At 58.8% G+C, this 19,103-nt stretch carries 18 protein-coding genes and 1 pseudogene; 4 read left to right on the top strand and 15 right to left on the bottom strand.

Going from position 1 to position 19,103, the window contains the following annotated elements; all coding sequences use genetic code 11:
* Positions 1-3: 3 nt before the first annotated feature.
* From lpxA to FZ934_RS05925, 13 genes and pseudogenes are all read right to left on the bottom strand, one after another.
* On the bottom strand, positions 4-822 hold the full coding sequence (gene lpxA / locus FZ934_RS05985) for an acyl-ACP--UDP-N-acetylglucosamine O-acyltransferase (protein WP_113363074.1): 819 nt from the start codon (positions 820-822) through the stop codon (positions 4-6).
* Positions 819-1,286, bottom strand: coding sequence for a 3-hydroxyacyl-ACP dehydratase FabZ (gene fabZ, locus FZ934_RS05980; RefSeq protein WP_113363075.1), 468 nt, complete (start codon positions 1,284-1,286; stop codon positions 819-821). The genes lpxA and fabZ overlap by 4 nt, the downstream gene beginning before the upstream one ends.
* Complete coding sequence (gene lpxD / locus FZ934_RS05975) at positions 1,279-2,340, bottom strand: UDP-3-O-(3-hydroxymyristoyl)glucosamine N-acyltransferase (protein ID WP_153270310.1); 1,062 nt, start codon at positions 2,338-2,340, stop codon at positions 1,279-1,281. The genes fabZ and lpxD overlap by 8 nt, the downstream gene beginning before the upstream one ends.
* 50 nt (positions 2,341-2,390) lie before the next feature.
* Positions 2,391-4,730 carry an outer membrane protein assembly factor BamA gene (bamA, locus tag FZ934_RS05970; protein ID WP_153272378.1) on the bottom strand — a complete coding sequence of 780 codons (2,340 nt, stop codon included), beginning with the start codon at positions 4,728-4,730 and terminating at the stop codon, positions 2,391-2,393.
* Positions 4,731-4,925: 195 nt separating this feature from the next.
* Positions 4,926-6,058 (bottom strand): annotated as a pseudogene (rseP, locus tag FZ934_RS05965) (RIP metalloprotease RseP).
* A gap of 28 nt (positions 6,059-6,086) precedes the next feature.
* A complete protein-coding gene (locus FZ934_RS05960) occupies positions 6,087-6,920 on the bottom strand; it encodes a phosphatidate cytidylyltransferase (protein WP_153270309.1) in 834 nt (277 codons plus the stop codon).
* A complete protein-coding gene (locus FZ934_RS05955) occupies positions 6,920-7,666 on the bottom strand; it encodes an isoprenyl transferase (RefSeq protein ID WP_153270308.1) in 747 nt (248 codons plus the stop codon). Before FZ934_RS05955 ends, FZ934_RS05960 begins: the two co-directional genes overlap by 1 nt.
* A 44-nt stretch (positions 7,667-7,710) precedes the next feature.
* Positions 7,711-8,271: a ribosome recycling factor gene (gene frr, locus FZ934_RS05950; protein WP_056819664.1), complete on the bottom strand. Its 561-nt coding sequence runs from the start codon at positions 8,269-8,271 to the stop codon at positions 7,711-7,713.
* 51 nt (positions 8,272-8,322) lie between these two features.
* Positions 8,323-9,045, bottom strand: a complete 723-nt coding sequence (pyrH, locus tag FZ934_RS05945) for a UMP kinase (RefSeq protein ID WP_153270307.1) — start codon at positions 9,043-9,045, stop codon at positions 8,323-8,325.
* 93 nt (positions 9,046-9,138) lie between these two features.
* The gene (tsf, locus tag FZ934_RS05940; RefSeq protein WP_153270306.1) at positions 9,139-10,065 is read right to left on the bottom strand and encodes a translation elongation factor Ts; all 927 of its coding nucleotides are present in this window, start codon (positions 10,063-10,065) and stop codon (positions 9,139-9,141) included.
* A 240-nt stretch (positions 10,066-10,305) separates the two neighbouring features.
* Positions 10,306-11,067, bottom strand: a complete 762-nt coding sequence (gene rpsB, locus FZ934_RS05935) for a 30S ribosomal protein S2 (protein WP_113365534.1) — start codon at positions 11,065-11,067, stop codon at positions 10,306-10,308.
* 197 nt (positions 11,068-11,264) lie between these two features.
* Positions 11,265-11,969, bottom strand: coding sequence for a pentapeptide repeat-containing protein (locus FZ934_RS05930; RefSeq protein ID WP_432443603.1), 705 nt, complete (start codon positions 11,967-11,969; stop codon positions 11,265-11,267).
* A gap of 108 nt (positions 11,970-12,077) precedes the next feature.
* Positions 12,078-12,914 (bottom strand): cell envelope integrity EipB family protein, encoded by an 837-nt coding sequence (locus FZ934_RS05925; protein ID WP_153270305.1) that lies wholly within the window; start codon positions 12,912-12,914, stop codon positions 12,078-12,080.
* A 136-nt stretch (positions 12,915-13,050) separates the two neighbouring features.
* Here FZ934_RS05925 and FZ934_RS05920 point away from each other — a divergent pair, with 136 nt between their 5' ends.
* The 4 genes from FZ934_RS05920 (at position 13,051) to FZ934_RS05905 (ending at position 15,984) form a co-directional block, all read left to right on the top strand.
* Positions 13,051-13,518 carry a RidA family protein gene (locus tag FZ934_RS05920; RefSeq protein ID WP_153270304.1) on the top strand — a complete coding sequence of 156 codons (468 nt, stop codon included), beginning with the start codon at positions 13,051-13,053 and terminating at the stop codon, positions 13,516-13,518.
* Positions 13,518-14,237 (top strand): glycerophosphodiester phosphodiesterase, encoded by a 720-nt coding sequence (locus tag FZ934_RS05915; protein ID WP_153270303.1) that lies wholly within the window; start codon positions 13,518-13,520, stop codon positions 14,235-14,237. Before FZ934_RS05920 ends, FZ934_RS05915 begins: the two co-directional genes overlap by 1 nt.
* Positions 14,238-14,315: 78 nt before the next feature.
* Positions 14,316-15,506: a GNAT family N-acetyltransferase gene (locus FZ934_RS05910; RefSeq protein WP_153270302.1), complete on the top strand. Its 1,191-nt coding sequence runs from the start codon at positions 14,316-14,318 to the stop codon at positions 15,504-15,506.
* A gap of 52 nt (positions 15,507-15,558) precedes the next feature.
* The gene (locus FZ934_RS05905) at positions 15,559-15,984 is read left to right on the top strand and encodes an HIT family protein (protein ID WP_153270301.1); all 426 of its coding nucleotides are present in this window, start codon (positions 15,559-15,561) and stop codon (positions 15,982-15,984) included.
* A 175-nt stretch (positions 15,985-16,159) separates the two neighbouring features.
* Here the strand turns inward: FZ934_RS05905 and clpA are convergent, their stop codons facing one another.
* Positions 16,160-18,664, bottom strand: coding sequence for an ATP-dependent Clp protease ATP-binding subunit ClpA (gene clpA / locus FZ934_RS05900; protein ID WP_153270300.1), 2,505 nt, complete (start codon positions 18,662-18,664; stop codon positions 16,160-16,162).
* Positions 18,665-18,674: 10 nt separating this feature from the next.
* Positions 18,675-19,028, bottom strand: coding sequence for an ATP-dependent Clp protease adapter ClpS (gene clpS, locus FZ934_RS05895; protein ID WP_008526939.1), 354 nt, complete (start codon positions 19,026-19,028; stop codon positions 18,675-18,677).
* Between the last annotated feature and the right edge of the window lie 75 nt (positions 19,029-19,103).

Genomic DNA, 19,103 nt, shown 5'->3' with positions numbered 1-19,103 from the left:
GGATCACCCCTTCGCGCCTCGGGTCGGTGAGGAAAGAGCGCGATCACTCTCAGCCGCAATAAAGTCTAGGATATGCATGACCTGTTCGCAGTCAGCATATTCCTCGCGGATGGCCGCTGCATTGTCACGCGCAGATCCGCCGCCTTCGAAGATCGCCTTGTAGGCGCGGCGGACGACGTGGATCGTCGCACGGTCAACGCCGGCACGCGTCATGCCAACGACATTGAGGCCGCCAAGCAGACCCGGATTTCCGTTGAGCATCCCATAAGGGATGACGTCATAGCTTACGGCAGAGAGGCCGCCGACGAACGCCTGACGGCCAACACGTGTGAACTGATGAACAGCCGAACCGCCACCCAGGATCACGCGATCCTCGATAACGACATGTCCAGCCAGCATCACGTTGTTCGACATGATGACGTGATTGCCGACACGGCAATCGTGGGCCACGTGCGAATTCGCAAGGAAAAGATTGTTGTTTCCGACAATCGTCTTGCCACCGAAATCGGCCGTGCCGGTATTCATGGTGACGCCTTCGCGGATGGTGCAATTATCACCGACCGAAAGCGTGGTTTCCTCGCCTCCGTGATGGACACTCTGCGGATCGCCGCCGATCACAGCCATCGGGAAGATGCGCGTTCCCTTGCCGATCGTCGTGCGCCCGGTCACGACCGCGTGCGCCAGCAGTTCAACATTGTCGCCGAGCACGACATGCGGCCCGACGTGGCAAAAAGGACCAATCTTGACATTCTCGCCGATAACCGCGCCATCTTCGACGACCGCCATCGGGTGGATGCTGGCGCTGGTTGCGATCATGCTCATGCTTTTTCCTTGCGGACGATCATTGCGCCGATATCGGCCTCGGCAACGAGTGCGCCATCCACCTTTGCGTCGCAGTGGAACTTCCAGATGTTGCCGCGCTGCTTCTGCTTCTTCACATGATACTCGACGCGGTCGCCGGGCACTACGGGCTTTCTAAAACGCGCATTGTCGATCGTCATGAAGTAGACGAGATTGCCGCCTTCGCCTTCCTTTTTCGCACAGATCGCGCCGGCCGTCTGGGCCATGCCTTCGACCAGGAGAACGCCAGGCATGATCGGCGACTCCGGAAAGTGCCCGGTGAAATGCGGCTCGCTTGCGGTGACGTTCTTGATGCCGATGGCGGAATCGTCACCGTCGATCTCGATGATCTTATCGACCAGCAAGAACGGATAACGATGCGGCAGCAGCTTCATGATTTCCATGATGTCTGCCGAAGAAAGCTGCTTCGTGACTTGCTCAGTCATTCTTTTCTCCCGGTTTCTTGGCGCCGGCCGCACGCGTCATAACTGTTGCGACCTCACGCAGAAAATCGTTGATCGGGCGCGCTGGCAACCCGCCATAACGCTCGCCCGCTGGAATATCGGCCACGACACCGCTCTTGGCGGCGATCTGGACGCCGGCGCCGATCGTGATGTGGCCGTTGAGACCTGCCTGGCCGCCGACTTGCACGCCGTCGCCCAGAACGGTGCTGCCGGCGATGCCAACCTGAGACACAATCGCGCAGTGACGGCCAATACGAACGTTGTGGCCGATCTGTACCTGATTGTCGATCTTCGTGCCTTCGCCGATGACCGTATCATCCATCGTGCCACGATCGATCGTCGTGTTTGCGCCGATCTCAACGTGATCCTGAATAATGACACGGCCGATCTGGACGATCTTGATCATTCCTCTCTGTCCGGGGGCATAGCCGAAGCCATCCTGGCCGATCCGGGCACCATTGTGAATGATCACGCCGTTTCCGACGAGCGCACAGAGCACGCTGCTCCCGGCGGCAATCGAGCAACTGCGACCGATCTTCACGCCGGGCCCGATGACGGCGCCGGCGCCGATTCTCGTGCCTTCGCCGATCTCAGCATCCGCCCCAATCACGGCAAACGGCTCGACCGCGACATTCTTTTCGAGCTTGGCAGTCGGATCGATCGCGGCGCGATCGGAAATGCCAGCCGATTGAGAAAGTGTCGGCAAGGGCTGCAGCGCCGTCGGGTACAGAAAACCGCCGGCCATCGCAAACGCCGCGTGGGCGTTTTTCGAGACCAGAACGGCAATATGAGAGGGCACGATCGATTGCAGGCCTGCGCTGCAGATTACAGCGGAGGCCCGGCAGGATGAGAGTTCATCCTTGCTCTTCTTGGAAATGACATAGCAAACGTCTCCCTCCTTCGCCCGGCTCACCGGAGCGACGGAGTGGATAACGATGTTTGCGTTTGTGGGATCAGCAAGTTCCGCCCCAAGATACTGCGCCAGCTCCGAAAGCTTCACGCCATCATGGGGCAGAAAAAAACAGGTTTGCTCCATCGGCAAATCTCCAGAACGGAATTCGACGTTACGGTTCCGGACTGCCGATATCAGAATTGGTTGTTGATGCCAAACTTGAAGTGCTGAACCTTGTCGTAGTCTTCCTTCAGGACCGGGAAGGCGTAGTCGACGCGGAGTGCACCGAACGGCGAATTCCAGACCAGACCGACACCGACGGATGCACGCAGGGATGCGTCTTCACCGTTGACGTATTCGCCACCACCGACGCTGACCTTGTTGCCAAAGAGCGTGCCGGCATCCGCGAAGACGGCACCGCGAAGACCGAAGTCACGCGGAACTGCAGGCAGCGGGAACGTCGCTTCAGCGGAAACCGTGAAGTACGTCGTGCCACCGAGCGGATCATCCGGACCGCCGCCGACGCGAGGGCCGATACCCTTGTTCTCGAAGCCGCGGATATCGCCGTTCGTCAACGTGAACTGGTCGAATACGTGCAGATTGTCGCCGAAGCCTACAACGTAGCCCGCCGAACCTGCGACCGAGCCGATGATGTCGGCATCGTCAGCCAGTAGGTGGTAGTAACGAGCCTTGCCGTAGATCTTGTAGAACTGCGAGTCGCCACCAAGACCGGCAATTTCCTGCGTGGCGCTGGCATAGATACCTTCGCGCGGCAGAATCATGTCGTCCAGCGTGTTGTAGGTCAGCGTCTGAGACACAGACGACTTCACCCACGGGCTGTTGTTGACGAGATCCTGGTAAGGCGTCGACAGATCAGACAGCGATCCCGACGGATCGTACTTCATCTGCTTGTAGTTGTAGCGGAAGGTCGTCGCAAGATCTTCAGTGATCGGCGCCGTTGCACGCAATACGACGTTGTTTTCTTCGTAGTCGTAGTTGTCGTTGCTCGACGTCTCGCTGTGGTTGATGTCGAAACCGACGGCCAGGCGATAACCGAGGAAGTACGGCTCGGTGAAGTTCAGGCCGTAAGTGCGCGAACCTTCTTCGCCGCCACCTGCGCTGATCTTGATGTACTGGCCACGACCGAGGAAGTTCTTTTCTTCGACCGACGCTTCGAGCAGAAGACCGTCGCCGCCGGCAGCATAGCCTGCGCCGATACCGAACGAGCCGGTTGCCTGATCCTGCACGTCAACAACGACGACAACGCGGTCCGGCGAGCTGCCAGGCTGGGTCGAGATGTTGACCGCAGAGAAGTAGCCGAGAGCTTCGAGGCGACGCTTCGCCTTCGTGATCATCTGCTGGTTGAAGGCGTCGCCTTCGCTCATGTCGAACTCGCGACGGATAACGTAGTCGCGCGTGCGGCTGTTGCCGCGGATTTCGATGCGCTCGACGTAGGCGCGCTCGCCCTGGTCGACCAGATATTCAACACCGATCGTGTTGTTGTTCAGATCGCGGTTGCCGCGCGGCGTGACACGAGCGAACGGATAGCCTGCGGAAGCGACCTGATCCGAGATAGCCTCGATCGACTTCTGAACTTCCTTGGCGTTGTAAACGTCGCCTTCATGCGTGCGGACGAGGCCCTGCAACTGAGCGCCATCGATGCCCTGGACGGTCGACTGAACCGTAACGGCACCGAAGTCGTAACGCGGACCTTCTTCGATGTTGAAAGTCAGGGTGTATTTGTTCGTGCCTTCATCGAAGGCAGCATCGGAAGACACGATGCGGAAGTCGGCATAGCCGCGATTGTAATAGAACTGGCGCAGCGCTTCTTCATCGGCATGCAGCTTGTCTTCGCTGTAGACGTCCTTGCGGGTCAGGAACGACAGGAAGTTGGAGCGCTTCGTGTTGATGACGGAAGCCAGGCGGCCAGAGCTGTAGGCGCTATTGCCGACGAAATTGATGGCAGCGATCTTGGTACGATCACCTTCGTTGACGACATAAGCGAGGTTGACGCGGCCTTCGCCAAGCGGAACCACCTGCGTCGTCACTTCGACTTCGCTACGGCCGGTCGCAGCATAGGCGTCCTTGATGGCCTGAATGTCGGCCTGAACCTGCGCTTCGCTGTATGGGCCGGCAGCGTGCGTCTTGACGACGGCAGCGAGCTTGTCGTCCTTGATCTTGCGGTTTCCGTTGAAGACGACCTGGTTGACCAGCTGCGCTTCCTGCACGGTGACGACAAGCGTCCCGCCGGAAACGGCGATCTTCACATCCGAAAAGTATCCGGTGTCGTAGAGTTGCTTGACCGAGTCGTCGATGTCGGTGTTCGAGAAGCTTTTGCCGGGCGTGATCGTCAGGTTCGAGCGCACGGCTTCGGCGCCAACACGGCTCGCTCCACGCACATCGACACGCTGAATGACGGCGGCCTCAGCTGAGGTAGCCGAGACGAAAACTGTTGTACCTGCCCCCGTAGCAACAACACCAGCAGACAGCGCAACCGCCGATACTGCGTTCAAAAATCTTGAACCAGCCTTCATTTCACCCATTACCTTTGTTTCTCGTCCCCGGCGTCAGGCGTCCCCCGATTCCGGCCACGTGTGTCGTTTTACCCGCTTTTGACATACAAGCAAGGTAGCAAGTTAATTTCTGTTTACTTCATTTCGAAGCGTGACGCATTCGCCACTACAGCTTTGAAACATCGTAAATAAACGGTAATTTTTTCTCGCCGCCAGCTATCCAATCAATGCGCTTATATCGTTCCAGGTAGCAAAAACCATCAGGCTCAGAACCATGGCCAGGCCGATGCGAAACGCAATCTCCTGGGCCGACGAACCCAACGGTTTTCCCCTCACCGCTTCAATCGCATAAAACATCAGGTGGCCGCCATCAAGTACCGGAACCGGCATCAGATTGAGCAAACCGATGGAAACAGACAGAACAGCAGCCAGCTGAAGCAAAGCTGCAACGCCCAGCGTCGCCATCTGGCCGGATGCCTGCGCGACGCGGATCGGTCCGCCGAGCTGGTCGGGCTTCATGTAACCGGAAACAAGATTGCCGATATATTTGAATGTGCCGGTCACGATATGCCAGGTCTGGATCGTGCCTTCCTTCAGCGCGCCAAGCGGCGTGTAGGTCTGCTGCCGGAAATGGCCGACTTCCTGGTTGGTGACGATGCCGATCAGTCCAATCTCGATCTTGTTGCCGAACTGATCCGTCATGTCGGTGCGAACGGGCACCATCGGCACGTCGAGCTTCTCGCCATTGCGTTCGATCGTAACGACGATCTTTTGCTCAGGCCGAATGCTGACATAGCGGCGGACGTCGTCGAAGGTCTCGACCTTATCACCGTCGATGGAAACAAGCAGGTCACCCGGGATGATACCAGCTTCAGCGGCAGCACTGCCGGGCTTTACCTCAGCAACAACAGGATCGGCGACCGAGCGACCATAGATAGAGAACAGGACCGCGAAGATGGCAATCGCGAGAATGAAGTTTGCAATCGGCCCCGCTGCCACGGTCGCCGCCCGCTTCCAGAGCTTGGCACCGGCGAAGGACGCAGCGCGCTCCTCCCCCGACATCGCCGCGAGCTTTTCTTCATCAGGCTTGCTGGAGGCGTCTTCGTCGCCGAAGAATCGGACATAGCCGCCGAGCGGTATCGCCGAAAGCTTCCAGCGCGTCCCGTGGCGGTCATTGAAACCGACCAATTCGGGCCGAAGCCGATCGAAAACGCCAGAATGCGGATGCCGCTCCAGCGACCAACGAGGTAGTGCCCCATCTCGTGCACGAAGACGAGCAATGACAACACAAGGACGAACGGGACGATGTAACCCGTCAAAAACCCAAGTATTCCGGTCAAGCCAAGCATCTGATCTTTCCGCCAGCCTTTGCAGATATCAAACGCCGAACAGGGCTGCACCGAGCGACGTTACTTCACCGCCCTTTATCAGCGAAAAAAGCCCAGCTAGCAAGAACGCCGCAAAACAGGCGAAAATGAGCCCATCAACCCTGTCCATGACGCCGCCGTGTCCCGGGATAAGATGGCTCGAATCCTTGACGCCGAAGCGGCGCTTGATGAAGGATTCGAAGAGATCACCCGACTGGCTGAAGACCGACAGAACAAACGCGATCGGTGCAGCCAGCGCAACTTTTCCCGAGAATGCAAAGTAGGCGACGAGAACACCGGCCACGACCGCAGATACGGTCCCGCCGATCGCTCCCGACCACGTCTTGCCGGGCGATATCTTTGGAGCCAGTTTCGGGCCGCCGATCGCGCGACCTATGAAATAAGCCAGAATATCCGTTGCCCATACGACAGCGAATACGAAGAGCATCGCGTGCAGCCCAGCGCTGTCAGAACCGCGAATGCCTGAGAGTGCAATCCCTGTCAGGCCGGCATAGACGACACCTGCGGGAAACCAGGATGATGTGCGGCCAGCGAACATCAGGCCAATCGCGAGGACAAAGAATAACGCGAGCAGGATGAGGGAATAGCCAAGCGTTCCGGCGACCACGGCCGCGGCAATTGCCGCCTGCCCGATCCAGCCCACCACGTTCGTCAGTGGCTGTTCGGCCTGCAGACGCGTAATCGTCGACCATTCATAATAAATCAGAAGCCCGATCAGCGCGGAAAGCACACTGAAGACCACGCCGCCATAGATGGTCGCGCCGAGAACGACGATCGCCAGAATGATGCCGGAAATGATGCGGAGCTTGAGTTCCGGCTGCATCAACTGCCCACTGCCGCCGCAGCCTGCGCTACGAGACCGCCGAATCGACGATCCCTGGCGGCAAAGGTCTCCAGGGCCGAATAGAATGTCTCGCGGCCAAAATCTGGCCAGTACTCCGGTAGAAAGATGAACTCCGAGTAGGCAGCCTGCCAGAGCAGGAAGTTCGACAACCGCTCCTCGCCGCTGGTGCGAATGATCAGGTCCGGGTCGGGAATACCAGCTGTATCGAGGCGCGCGCTGATCAACGCGGGCGTCACATCCTGGGCCCGGAGATGGCCGCTCTCGATATCGCGCGCAAGGCTCGTCATCGCACGAGCGATCTCGTCGCGGGAGCCGTAGTTGAAGGCGATCACGAGCGTCAGCGCCGTGTTCGCCTTGGTTGTCTCTTCAGCATCAACAAGAAGGTCGAGGATATCGTTCTGCAGGCTATAGCGATCGCCGATCACCTTCACGCGTACGTTCTGGCGATGCAACTCCGCAAGATCGCGGCGGATGAACGCCTTCAGCAACCCGAGAAGATCGGAGACTTCGGTTTCCGGGCGGCGCCAGTTCTCCGACGAGAAAGCAAACAGGGTAAGATATTTTATCCCGACATCGCCAGCGACCCGTACGGTCTCGCGGACAGCGTCGACACCCTTCCTATGCCCCATCGTACGCGGCAATCCGCGTTGCTTTGCCCATCGGCCGTTGCCATCCATGATGATGGCAACATGTTCTGGTACAGTCAAAAATGTTCTTTCCGACATTTCCCGTCCGGTTCTTCCAGCCATAGGCTCAGCTGCAGGTCCCACTAGACCTGCATGATTTCCTTTTCCTTCTCGCCAAGCAAGCGATCGACCTCAGAAATCGTCTCGTCTGTCATCTTCTGCACACGATCCGACTGTGCCCGGCTTTCGTCCTGGCCAATCACACCGTCTTTTTCGGCTTTCTTAAGGCCATCCATGCCATCGCGGCGAACATGGCGAATCGCAACCTTGCTTTTTTCAGCATAGTCGTGAGCAACCTTGACGAGCGACTTGCGGCGCTCTTCGTTCAGCTCAGGCAGAGGAATACGCAGATTCTGGCCGTCGACGATCGGGTTCAGGCCGAGATTGGCTTCGCGGATCGCGCGATCGACCGCGTTGACCATCGACTTGTCCCAGACGGAAATGCCGAGCATTCTAGGCTCAGGAACAGTCACGTTTGCCACCTGGTTCAGCGGCACACGCGAACCATAGGCTTCGACTGTGACTGGATCGAGAATGTTGGCCGACGCGCGGCCCGTGCGTAGCGATGCGATATCGCTCTTGAACGCATTGATCGCGCCATCCATGCGACGCTTGATGTCGTTGATATCTATGCCTTGGCTCATTTCAGTGCTCCCGTATCGGTAGAAGCTGCGGCTAACGATGCCGCCACTCAATCAATTGTCGGAGACGACGGTCTTCAGACCGCCGCCCTTGAGGATTTCCGCAAAACCGCCCTTCTCGTGGATCGAGAAGACGATGATCGGAATGGAATTTTCGCGCGCCAGCGCAACGGCGGCAACGTCCATGACGGCCAGTCCCTTGTCTAGGACTTCCTTGTGCGTCAAGTGATCGAAACGCGTGGCATCGGGCACCTTCTTCGGATCGGCCGAATAGATACCATCGACCTGGGTTCCCTTGAAGATGGCTTCAGCGCCCATTTCGGCGGCGCGAAGCGCTGCCGCGGAGTCCGTCGTGAAGAAAGGATTGCCGGTGCCGCCGGCAAAGATCACGACGCGACCGAGCGACAGATGATAGAGCGTCGCGCGCTGCGAGAAGCTCTCGCAAATCTCGGGCATCGCGATGGCCGACAGAACGACCGTGTCGATGTTGAGCTTGCGCAGCGAAGTCGCCAGCGCCAGCGCGTTAATGACGGTGGCCAGCATACCCATGTGGTCGCCGGTGACGCGATCGCCGCCCTTGGAGGCAACAGCCACGCCGCGGAAGATGTTGCCACCGCCGACGACGACGCCGACTTCAACACCCATCTGCCTTGCTTCTGCAATGTCGGCCGCAATGCGATCGGCCACGGCTACATCGATTCCAAATCCCTGGCTGCCCATGAGGGCTTCGCCGGAAGCCTTGAGTAGAACGCGTTTGTAGACAGGCTCTGACGACATCTTGGCTCCTCGTATTTTACCGCTTTGTGCCGGATACACGAAGGGCATCGCGTTGTCACGCGATGCCCTTCTGTTTTCACATATATAGGACGATCAGCCCTTGGCGACTGCAGCCACTTCGGCAGCGAAATCGCTCTCTTCCTTCTCGACGCCTTCGCCGAGGAGAAGACGCGCCATGCCGACGACTTCGATCTTGGCGCCAGCTTCCTTGGCAGCGGCTTCAACAGCAGCACCGACCGTCAGGTCGGGGTTGATGACGAAAGCCTGCGAGAGCAGAGCAACTTCTTCGAAGAACTTGCGCATGCGGCCATCGACCATCTTTTCGATGATGGCTTCCGGCTTGCCGGATTCGCGAGCCTGCTCGATGAAGACGTTGCGTTCGCGTTCGGCCACGGCAGCGTCGACTTCTTCAGCGCGGATTGCCAGCGGGTTGGTCGCAGCGATGTGCATGGCAACCTGGCGGCCGATCGAGGTCAGGACAGCCTTGTCGCCTTCCGACTTCAGAGCGACGAGAACGCCGAGCTTGCCGATGCCGTCGCCGGCAGCGTTGTGGATGTAGGTCGCGACAACGCCGTGCTCGACTTCGAGCTTGGCAGCGCGACGGAGCGTCATGTTTTCGCCGATGGTGGCGATCGCGTCCTTGATCGTGTCGGCAACCGGCTTGCCGGATGCCGGGTAGGTCGCAGCAGCAATGGCTTCAACCGTACCGTCGGTGGACAGGGCAACGTTGGCGATGCCGCGAACCAGATCCTGGAAGGCGTCGTTACGGGCAACGAAGTCGGTTTCCGAGTTCAGCTCGACGACAACGGCCTTGTGGCCGGCGCCAGCGATGGCAACCAGGCCTTCGGCAGCAGCGCGGCCGGCCTTCTTGTCGGCCTTGGAGATGCCCTTGGCGCGGAGCCAGTCGATCGATGCTTCGATGTCGCCGTTGTTTTCCAGCAGCGCCTTCTTGCAGTCCATCATACCTGCGCCGGACTTCTCGCGCAGTTCCTTCACCAGTGCAGCCGTAATCTCGGTCATAAGCTTCCTCTTGTCGGTTCAAACGGTGGACCGCGAAGGCGGTTCGGCACCGGATTGAGGCACGAAATGTACCTTTATGTATGACAGCGTGATGAAAGACGCATCATACGAAACTCAAATGGCGAGAGGCTGATTTCTCTCGCCTGAAACGGTCAAGGCCGCCGAACTACTGAAAGTCGCGAGCGGCCCTTCCCAATCTCTGGAAAGCATGACGGGCTATTCGGCCCGCCTGCTTCTTTCTCAGGCTTCGCCTTCGAGCGCCGGCTCAACCGGAGCTTCGATCGATGCGCCGAGGTCACGACCAGACGAGCTCTGCTGGCGAGCGATACCGTCGATAGCTGCACGAGCGATCAGGTCGCAGTACAGAGCGATGGCGCGCGAAGCGTCGTCGTTGCCCGGGATCGGATAGTCGATCAGGTCCGGATCGCAGTTCGAGTCGATGATTGCGACAACCGGGATGCCGAGGCGCTTGGCTTCGTCGATCGCGATCTTTTCCTTGTTGGTGTCGATGATGAACATCAGGTCCGGCGTGCCGCCCATGTCCTTGATACCACCGAGAGCCTTGTCGAGCTTTTCGCGCTCGCGCTCGAGGTTCAGGCGCTCTTTCTTGTTGTAGCCGGACTGTTCCGAAGACAGGATCTCGTCGAGCTTGCGCAGGCGCTGGATCGAGTTGGAGATCGTCTTCCAGTTGGTCATCATGCCGCCGAGCCAACGCGAGTTGACGTAGTACTGAGCGGAACGCTTGGCCGAGTCAGCGATGAGCTCGGAAGCCTGACGCTTGGTGCCAACGAAGAGAACGCGGCCGCCGCGAGCAACGGTGTCGGAGACAACCTGCAGGGCGCGCGACAGCATCGGAACGGTCTGAGCCAGGTCGATGATGTGGATGTTGTTACGATCGCCGAAAATGTACGGCTTCATCTTCGGGTTCCAGCGGTGAGTCTGGTGGCCGAAGTGGACGCCTGCTTCGAGGAGCTGACGCATAGAAAAATCGGGCAATGCCATGCCTTGTTATCCTTTTCCGGTTGAACCTCCGCAAGGCTAACAGCACCCTCTTCGAGGATGCCACCGGGCGGAACAATCCGGATTTCTCCCGGACCATCCCATGCCTTACGTGTGGAATGCGGGTGCCCATACCCTCCCTTGCCGGGAAACGCAAGGCTTTACGTCAAAAAACTCGCGACAAACGACGCCCATAGACGTTAGTCGGAGGCGCACGGCCAGCTTTTGGGTGCCGTCAGGCCGCTTGGCAGCTTGGTGTTGGCGTCGCCGCATGCGAGCTCGATTTGCGCCTGTTCGAGACCTGTCGCCGCAGACAGATCGAGCCCATCGATATGGGTGAGGAACATGAACGCGCGGTCAAACGATATCGGACCTTCGAATGTCGAGTCACTAAGATCGGCACGGGAGAGATTCGCCAACGAAAAGCTCGCACCTGTCAGGACAGCCTTGTTGAAATTCGCGCGACCGAGCTCGGCCTTCTCGAAATTCACGCCGGCCAGTTTGGCGCCGCTGAAGTTGGCACGCTGCAGCTCTGCCCCCGCGAAAGACGCTCCCTCGGCAAAGACGTCCTCGAAACCGGACCGATAGGCTTCGACCTTGGCGAAATTTGCCTTTCCGAGCTTGGCTCCGGTAAACCAGGCACGAACCAGCGTCGCCTTCTCCAGGTTTGCGGATGTGAGATCCGTCCCGCTGAGATTGGTCAGGGTCAAATCCGCATCGGCGAGATTCGCCTTCTGGAAATCGGCGCCCTGCAGCATCAGTTGCTTCTTGTTGCATCCGCCCCAATCGATTTCTGCTGTTGGTGTCGAACTGCAATCGGCGGCAAAGGCCGCACCCGCGGTCGCGCCGATCGTCGCTGCCGCCAACAGAAGAACGCTAATCGTCGAAACACTTCTCGCGGCCAAGCCTCACTCCATCTCGCCGTAACTCACGTAGCTTCTTGTTAGCATACGAGACGGCGTCTTGGATATATCGAGAATACAGCGTCCTGCCTAATCAGAGAGCGAGACCAATCACTTGCACGGAGCAGCCTTGGCGTCGAGAAGCTCGAGCTTCGAGAGCTTTCCCGACAGGACGAAGTCACCATAGTCCATGGTGAGGTCGCGGGTGATGCCGTTCTCGTAGAGCTTGAACGACATACGATAGACGGGAAGTGCGTCCGACTTCGTATTCTCGTTGAAATAGGAGATTGTCACCGGCCAGAACGCGGCCTTGGAGAAAGCGCCGGCATTCCCGGAATCGGCCTCCTCAGCCGCCGGGACGGTCTGCTTGCCAACAACGGTCGTTGTTGCAAGCGCCTTGTCCCCGTCGTCGGAGCCATCGAACACCCGCGCTTCGAAGATGCGCTTGCCTTCCTTGGCATTCTGGATGACGTCGAGCATGTGCTCGGTCGGGAAGCGACTTGCAGCAAGCTGCAGTTCCTTGCTCGCCGGCTGCTTCAGATCGACCTTCACGCCCTCTGCAAGGTCTTCGGCCGCGCCGTTGACTTCCTTGTCCAGCTGATCGTCCGTGAAGGACTTGGTGTCGAAGGTGAACTTGCGGTCGCGAAGGTTCTCGAAGGTCTTCGTCTGCTGATCGCTGACGCGCACCGCATCGCCCGTATCGATCCGCGTTACGAAACGAAAGCTGGTCGTGAAGCCGGTGCAGTAATTGCCGTCGAATTCGTAAACCATGCGGCCGAACATACCGGCGATGCCTGACCGTTCGGAGGCATCCTTCAATTCGAGATCGTAGACGGCCCGATGAGCGACGAGACCAGTGGCGATCGCCGCGCTGGTTGCCGGTGCCGCTGCGTAGGCGCTCGACGAAACGCCTGCAAGCAAGAGTGCGGCAAGACTCGATCGGACCATTGATAATCTCCTGTTGGACTCGCCTGCGATGTTATAAGAACGCTTTCGGCCAAATCGAGGCTCGAACATGTCACAAAATGGATTCCAGCCTTGATGCATAATTTTAAATCCATTGACAACAAAAGCGGAGCGGAAAATGTCGGATCACATTGATGTGCGTCTGAAAGAAATGGGGATATCCCTGCCTGAAGCGGCGGCGCCGGCTGCGAACTATGTTCCCTACGTCATCAGCGGCAACCTCCTCCACATTTCCGGACAGTTGCCGCTTGAAGGCGGAAAGATCGCGGTCTCCGGTCATCTCGGCAAAAATGTGGACGTGCCCGCAGGTCAGCGCGCAGCGGAACTCTGTGCGATCAACATTCTTGCCCAGGCGAAGGCGGCATTGGGCGGAGATCTCGGCCGCATCAAGCGGGTGATCAAGCTGAACGGATTCGTTGCCTCAGTGCCCGATTTCGTCGAGCAGCATCTGGTCATAAATGGTGCGTCCAACCTGATTGCCGGTGTTCTCGGCGAAGCCGGCAAGCACGCAAGAGCCGCCGTCGGAATGGCGGCCCTGCCGATGAATGCAGCCGTCGAAATCGACGCGATCATGGAAATCGCCTGATGACCTCAGCAGCATGGCTTAAAGAGCAGCCGGTGGCTCACCGCGGCTATCATGACCTTAATAAAGACGTATGGGAAAATACGCTTTCGGCGTTCTCGCGGGCGATCGAGGCTGGTTTTGCGATCGAATGCGATCTTCACTATGCCTCGGACGGCGTCCCGGTGGTTTTCCACGATGAGGATCTCGAGCGCCTCTGCAATCTGAAGGGCGATATCCGCGACCGCACCTCGCGCGAACTCGGCCTGATCTCCATTGGCGGCACGAGCGACAAGATCCCGACACTCCGGCAGCTTCTCGATCTGGTGAAGGGACGCGTTCCGCTCGTCATCGAGTTGAAAGGCAGAGAAGCCGACGACGAAGGCTTTGCGGAAGCGGTCCTTGAAGTCCTGGAAGGCTATGAAGGCAAGGTGGCGCTGATGAGCTTCGACCATTGGCTGCTTGGCGACCTCAAGGCATTGAATGCACCCTACCCTCTCGGCTTGACGGCGGGCGGCATTGTTCCTGAGGACTTCGAGAACCACGAGAAGGCGATGGCACTCGGGCTCGACTTCATTTCCTATTTCTATGGCGACCTGCCCAATCCGTTCATCTCGGCTCAGCGCGAGAAGGGTATCGTCGTCATTACCTGGACGGTGGTCGACGAGCAGGGGCGCAAGCAAACCTTCGAAAACGCCGACCAGATGACCTTCGAGGGCTTTGATCCGCGCGTTTCGGTTTGATGCTCGCTTTTTGGACAAGATCATGCGCAGACTGGTGAAGAGCCCTATTTCCCTCCCAAACGGTCTCGCATTCGCTCCATGACAGACGAACTTTCAATCCGCGTCGAGCGGTCCTTCACGGCGATTTCTCCGGAAAGCTGGTCGCGGCTTTCCGGAGCATCCAAGGCCAGCAGCGCCATCGCCTACAATCCCTTTATCTCCCACGCCTTCCTGTCGTCGCTGGAAGAGTCCGGCTCGGCTACGGCCGAAAGCGGGTGGCTTGGGCATCACATACTGCTGGAGACAGGCGGCGGGGAACTCGTCGGCGCCCTGCCCGGCTATCTCAAGAACCATAGCCAGGGCGAATATGTCTTCGACCACGGCTGGGCCGATGCGTTCGAGCGAGCCGGCGGCCGCTATTATCCGAAGCTTCAGTGCTCCATTCCCTTTACGCCGGCAACCGGCCCTCGCCTTTTGGTCGCCGAAGGATTGCAGCGCCTGCCGATCCAGCATGCGATGGCCGAAAGCCTCAAGGAAATCGTGCGTCGCCTCGGCGTTTCGTCCGCACACATAACCTTCGTGCCGGAAGACGAGATCGGCATCTTCGAAGGTGAAGACTATTTGCATCGGACCGACCAGCAGTTTCATTTCATAAACGAGGGCTATGCCAACCACGAAGAGTTCTTGGAAACGCTTGCTTCTCGCAAGCGCAAGGCGCTGCGCAAGGAACGCCGGGCCGCCTTGGAGAACGGCATCAGTATCGACTGGCTGACGGGAAGCGATCTGACGGAGGACATCTGGGACCAGTTTTTCGCCTTCTACATGGATACCGGCGGCCGGAAATGGGGGCGTCCCTATCTGACGCGTAGCTTCTACTCGCTGATCGGCGAGCGGATGCCCGACGATATCCTGCTGGTCATGGCCAAGCACAACGGCCGCTATGTCGCCGGCGCCATCAACTTCATCGGGTCGGAAACGCTTTATGGCCGTCACTGGGGCTGCATCGAGGATCACCCGTTCCTGCACTTCGAGGTCTGCTATCATCAGGCGATTGATTTTGCGCTCGCCAAAGGGTTGAAGCGGGTCGAGGCGGGTGCCCAGGGAGAACATAAGCTGGCGCGAGGTTACCTGCCGGTGACAACACACTCGGCCCATTATGTCGCCCATGCAGGCCTGCGCCGTGCAATCGCCGATTATCTTGAGCGCGAGCGCGACGACGTCGAGCATATGAACGAGATTTTGAGCGAGCACAGTCCGTTCCGCCGTGGCGAGCGGCAGCAGGAGGATTGACGCCCTCGCCTCTCGCGGGCTACGCGAACACCAGACAATGAGGAGATTTCAAATGACGAGCGCGGCTTACGACACCAACAATATCTTCGCCAAGATCCTGCGCGGCGAAATCCCCTCGTACAAGGTCTACGAGGACGAGCATACGCTGGCTTTCATGGATGTGATGCCGCAAGCCCCCGGCCATGTGCTGGTCCTGCCGAAGGCCGCCTCGCGCAATATTCTCGACGCTGATCCGGCGGCCCTTGCCCGGACCATCCCTGTCGTCCAGAAGATCGCCAACGCCGTCCAGGAAGCCTTCGACGCCGATGGCGTTTTCGTTTGCCAGTTCAACGAGCCGGCCGCCGGCCAGACCGTGTTCCACCTGCACTTCCACGTCATTCCGCGCCACGAAGGCCTCGCGCTGAAGCCGCATTCGGGCAAGATGGAAGACGGCGCGGTGCTGGCGGCGAATGCCGAAAAGATCAAAGCAGAGCTTTGATCACCGACGAGGCGGATTCGGCGTTTGCCGGATCGCGTTCACGCTGGGGTAGCGCAAGAACTGCAAGACTGTAGAGCGAAAACTGCCAGCCAGCCACATTCGCCTGCATCCGCGTTGCTAACGCGCATAGCGCAGATATGAAAAAGGCGGCTCGAAAGCCGCCTTTTCTATTCGCTTACTTCTTTGGCACCCGCGGTACAGCGCCGCTCTTCTTCGGCGTGCTCTTCACCTCAGGCTCGGCAACAGCCGCCTTTGCCCTCTTGGCCGGTGCCTTCTTTGCCTTGGCCTTCGTCTTCAGCTCGCCGTCATCCTCATCATGCACCTCGGGGTGCACGGCTTCAGCTTCCGGCTTCGGCTTGATCGGCGCCGCGTCCGATACGGCTTCGAGGATGATGCCCGGCTTTCCGTCTTCCTTCGGTCCGACGGTGACGTTGACGACGCCGCCCTTCTTCAGCTTGCCGAAGAGGATTTCGTTGGCCAGCGGCTTCTTGATGACGTCCTGGATGACGCGAGACAGCGGGCGGGCGCCCATCTTCTCGTCGTAACCCTTGTCCGCCAACCAGGCGATCGCATCCTTGTGCAGGTCGAAGGTGACGTTCCGCTCAGACAGCTGCGCTTCCAGCTGCATGATGAACTTCTGCACGACCTTGTGAATGACCACTGTCGGGAGCGGTGCGAACGGAATGACCGCGTCCAGACGGTTGCGGAATTCCGGCGTGAAGATCCGGTTCAGCGCTTCCTCGTCCTCGCCCGTCCGCTTGGACGAACCGAAACCGAAGGCAGCCTTTGCCATTTCGGACGCGCCTGCGTTGGTCGTCATGATCAGGATGACGTTGCGGAAGTCGATCTTCTTGCCGTTGTGGTCGGTCAGCGTGCCATGGTCCATCACCTGCAACAGGATGTTGTAGATGTCGGGGTGCGCCTTCTCGATTTCGTCGAGCAGAACCACGCAATGCGGATGCTGGTCGACGCCATCGGTGAGCAGACCACCCTGATCGAAACCGACGTAGCCGGGAGGTGCCCCAAGCAGACGCGATACCGTGTGACGCTCCATGTACTCCGACATATCGAAGCGCAGGAGTTCGACGCCAAGCGACGAGGCTAGCTGCTTTGCAACTTCTGTCTTGCCGACGCCCGTCGGGCCGGAGAAAACATAGGAACCGATCGGCTTGTTCGGCTCGCGCAAACCGGCTCGCGCCAGCTTGATCGAGGTCGACAGAGCTTCGATCGCCGTGTCCTGACCGTAGACGACCGAACGCAATTCCTGCTCCAGATTGGCAAGAACGGCCTCGTCATCCTTCGACACCGTCTTCGGCGGAATGCGCGCCATCGTCGCGACGGTCGCTTCGATCTCCTTTTCAGTGATCAGCTTGCGGCGCTTCGACGGCGGCAGCAGCATCTGGGCCGCACCGGTTTCGTCGATGACGTCGATCGCCTTGTCCGGCAGCTTACGATCCGAGATGTAGCGCGCAGAGAGTTCAACGGCCGTCTTGATCGCTTCGTTCGAATACCGCAGATGGTGGTATTCCTCGAAGTAAGGCTTCAGACCCTTCATGATCTCGATGGCATCATCGATCGAAGGTTCGTTGACGTCGATCTTCTGGAAACGGCGAACGAGTGCCCGATCCTTTTCGAAGAACTGGCGATATTCCTTGTAGGTGGTCGAACCGATGCAACGGATCGCCCCCGACGACAGCGCCGGCTTCAGGAGGTTCGATGCATCCATGGCGCCGCCGGAAGTCGCACCGGCACCGATGACCGTGTGAATTTCGTCGATGAACAGCACGGCGCCAGGATACTCTTCAAGTTCCTTGACGACCTGCTTCAAGCGCTCTTCGAAATCACCGCGGTAGCGGGTGCCGGCGAGCAGCGTGCCCATATCGAGCGAGAAGATCGTGGCATCAGCGAGCGCTTCCGGCACCTTGCCTTCGACGATACGCTTGGCGAGGCCCTCCGCGATGGCGGTCTTGCCGACACCGGGATCACCGACATAGAGCGGGTTGTTCTTCGAGCGGCGGCACAGCACCTGGATGGTGCGATTGACCTCGGCGTGACGACCGATCAGCGGATCGATCTTGCCGCCCTTGGCCTTCTCGTTCAGGTTGACGCAATAAGCCTTCAGGGCATCCTGCTGCTTCTTGGCGCCGCCTTCTTCCTGTTCGTTGCCGCTGCGCGATGCAGCCTTGCTTTCCGGTTCGCCTTCGTCGGCGCCACGCGGATTGCGTGCTTCCGACGATCCAGGGCGCTTGCCGATGCCGTGCGAGATGTAATTGACGGCGTCGTAGCGGGTCATTTCCTGCTCCTGCAGAAAATAGGCCGCATGGCTTTCGCGCTCGGCGAAAATTGCAACGAGCACGTTGGCGCCCGTTACCTCTTCGCGACCGGAAGACTGCACATGAATCACGGCGCGCTGAATGACCCTCTGGAAGCCGGATGTCGGCTTTGAGTCTTCATCGTAACCGGTGACAAGATTCGAGAGTTCGTTGTCGACGTACTCGAGAAGCGTTTTGCGTAGGGCGTCGAGGTCGACATTGCAGGCACCCATGACCGCAGCCGCATCGGCATCGTCGATCAGGGCGAGCAGCAGATGCTCGAGCGTGGCATATTCGTGATGCCGCTCGTTGGCAAAGGTCAGTGCCTGATGGAGCGCCTTCTCAAGACTAGGCGAAAATGTTGGCACGTTCAGATCCTCACTTCTTTTCCATGACGCATTGCAGCGGATGCTGGTGCTGTCGGGCGAAGTCCATCACCTGGCTCACCTTCGTCTCCGCTACCTCGTATGTAAATATTCCGCATTCCCCAACGCCGTGATTGTGGACGTGGAGCATGATACGGGTGGCACTTTCACGGTCCTTCTGAAAAAAACGCTCCAGGATATGGATGACAAACTCCATGGGAGTGTAGTCGTCATTCAAAAGCAATACGCGGTACAGATTGGGCTTCTTGGTCTTCGGTTTTGTGCGCGTGATGACCGAGGTTCCGCGATTTCCGTTGTCCCCGTTCCTTTCGCTATCATTTTGCATCCGGATCGGCTTTGCGATCATTTTCATTCATTCCTCGATCAGTCCGCCGGTGCATGGGAGGCTGCTTTACCCGCCGGATATCTGAAGTACTAACTT

Source organism: Rhizobium grahamii (assembly GCF_009498215.1).
Taxonomy (GTDB): Bacteria; Pseudomonadota; Alphaproteobacteria; order Rhizobiales; family Rhizobiaceae; genus Rhizobium; species Rhizobium grahamii_A.
Note: the sequence above shows the minus strand (reverse complement) of the source record. Positions and strands in the feature narration are given on the sequence as shown.

Bases quoted from the DNA above. Each gene is read 5' to 3' on its own strand.
- FZ934_RS05915 (WP_153270303.1), top strand. From the start codon at position 13,518: ATGACCTCAGCAGCATGGCTTAAAGAGCAGCCGGTGGCTCACCGCGGC.
- tsf (WP_153270306.1), bottom strand. From the start codon at position 10,065: ATGACCGAGATTACGGCTGCACTGGTGAAGGAACTGCGCGAGAAGTCC.
- bamA (WP_153272378.1), bottom strand. From the start codon at position 4,730: ATGAAGGCTGGTTCAAGATTTTTGAACGCAGTATCGGCGGTTGCGCTG.
- lpxD (WP_153270310.1), bottom strand. From the start codon at position 2,340: ATGGAGCAAACCTGTTTTTTTCTGCCCCATGATGGCGTGAAGCTTTCG.
- FZ934_RS05955 (WP_153270308.1), bottom strand. From the start codon at position 7,666: ATGTCGGAAAGAACATTTTTGACTGTACCAGAACATGTTGCCATCATC.
- FZ934_RS05925 (WP_153270305.1), bottom strand. From the start codon at position 12,914: ATGGTCCGATCGAGTCTTGCCGCACTCTTGCTTGCAGGCGTTTCGTCG.
- fabZ (WP_113363075.1), bottom strand. From the start codon at position 1,286: ATGACTGAGCAAGTCACGAAGCAGCTTTCTTCGGCAGACATCATGGAA.
- frr (WP_056819664.1), bottom strand. From the start codon at position 8,271: ATGAGCCAAGGCATAGATATCAACGACATCAAGCGTCGCATGGATGGC.
- FZ934_RS05920 (WP_153270304.1), top strand. From the start codon at position 13,051: ATGTCGGATCACATTGATGTGCGTCTGAAAGAAATGGGGATATCCCTG.
- lpxA (WP_113363074.1), bottom strand. From the start codon at position 822: ATGAGCATGATCGCAACCAGCGCCAGCATCCACCCGATGGCGGTCGTC.
- FZ934_RS05905 (WP_153270301.1), top strand. From the start codon at position 15,559: ATGACGAGCGCGGCTTACGACACCAACAATATCTTCGCCAAGATCCTG.
- pyrH (WP_153270307.1), bottom strand. From the start codon at position 9,045: ATGTCGTCAGAGCCTGTCTACAAACGCGTTCTACTCAAGGCTTCCGGC.
- rpsB (WP_113365534.1), bottom strand. From the start codon at position 11,067: ATGGCATTGCCCGATTTTTCTATGCGTCAGCTCCTCGAAGCAGGCGTC.
- FZ934_RS05910 (WP_153270302.1), top strand. From the start codon at position 14,316: ATGACAGACGAACTTTCAATCCGCGTCGAGCGGTCCTTCACGGCGATT.
- clpS (WP_008526939.1), bottom strand. From the start codon at position 19,028: ATGATCGCAAAGCCGATCCGGATGCAAAATGATAGCGAAAGGAACGGG.
- FZ934_RS05960 (WP_153270309.1), bottom strand. From the start codon at position 6,920: ATGCAGCCGGAACTCAAGCTCCGCATCATTTCCGGCATCATTCTGGCG.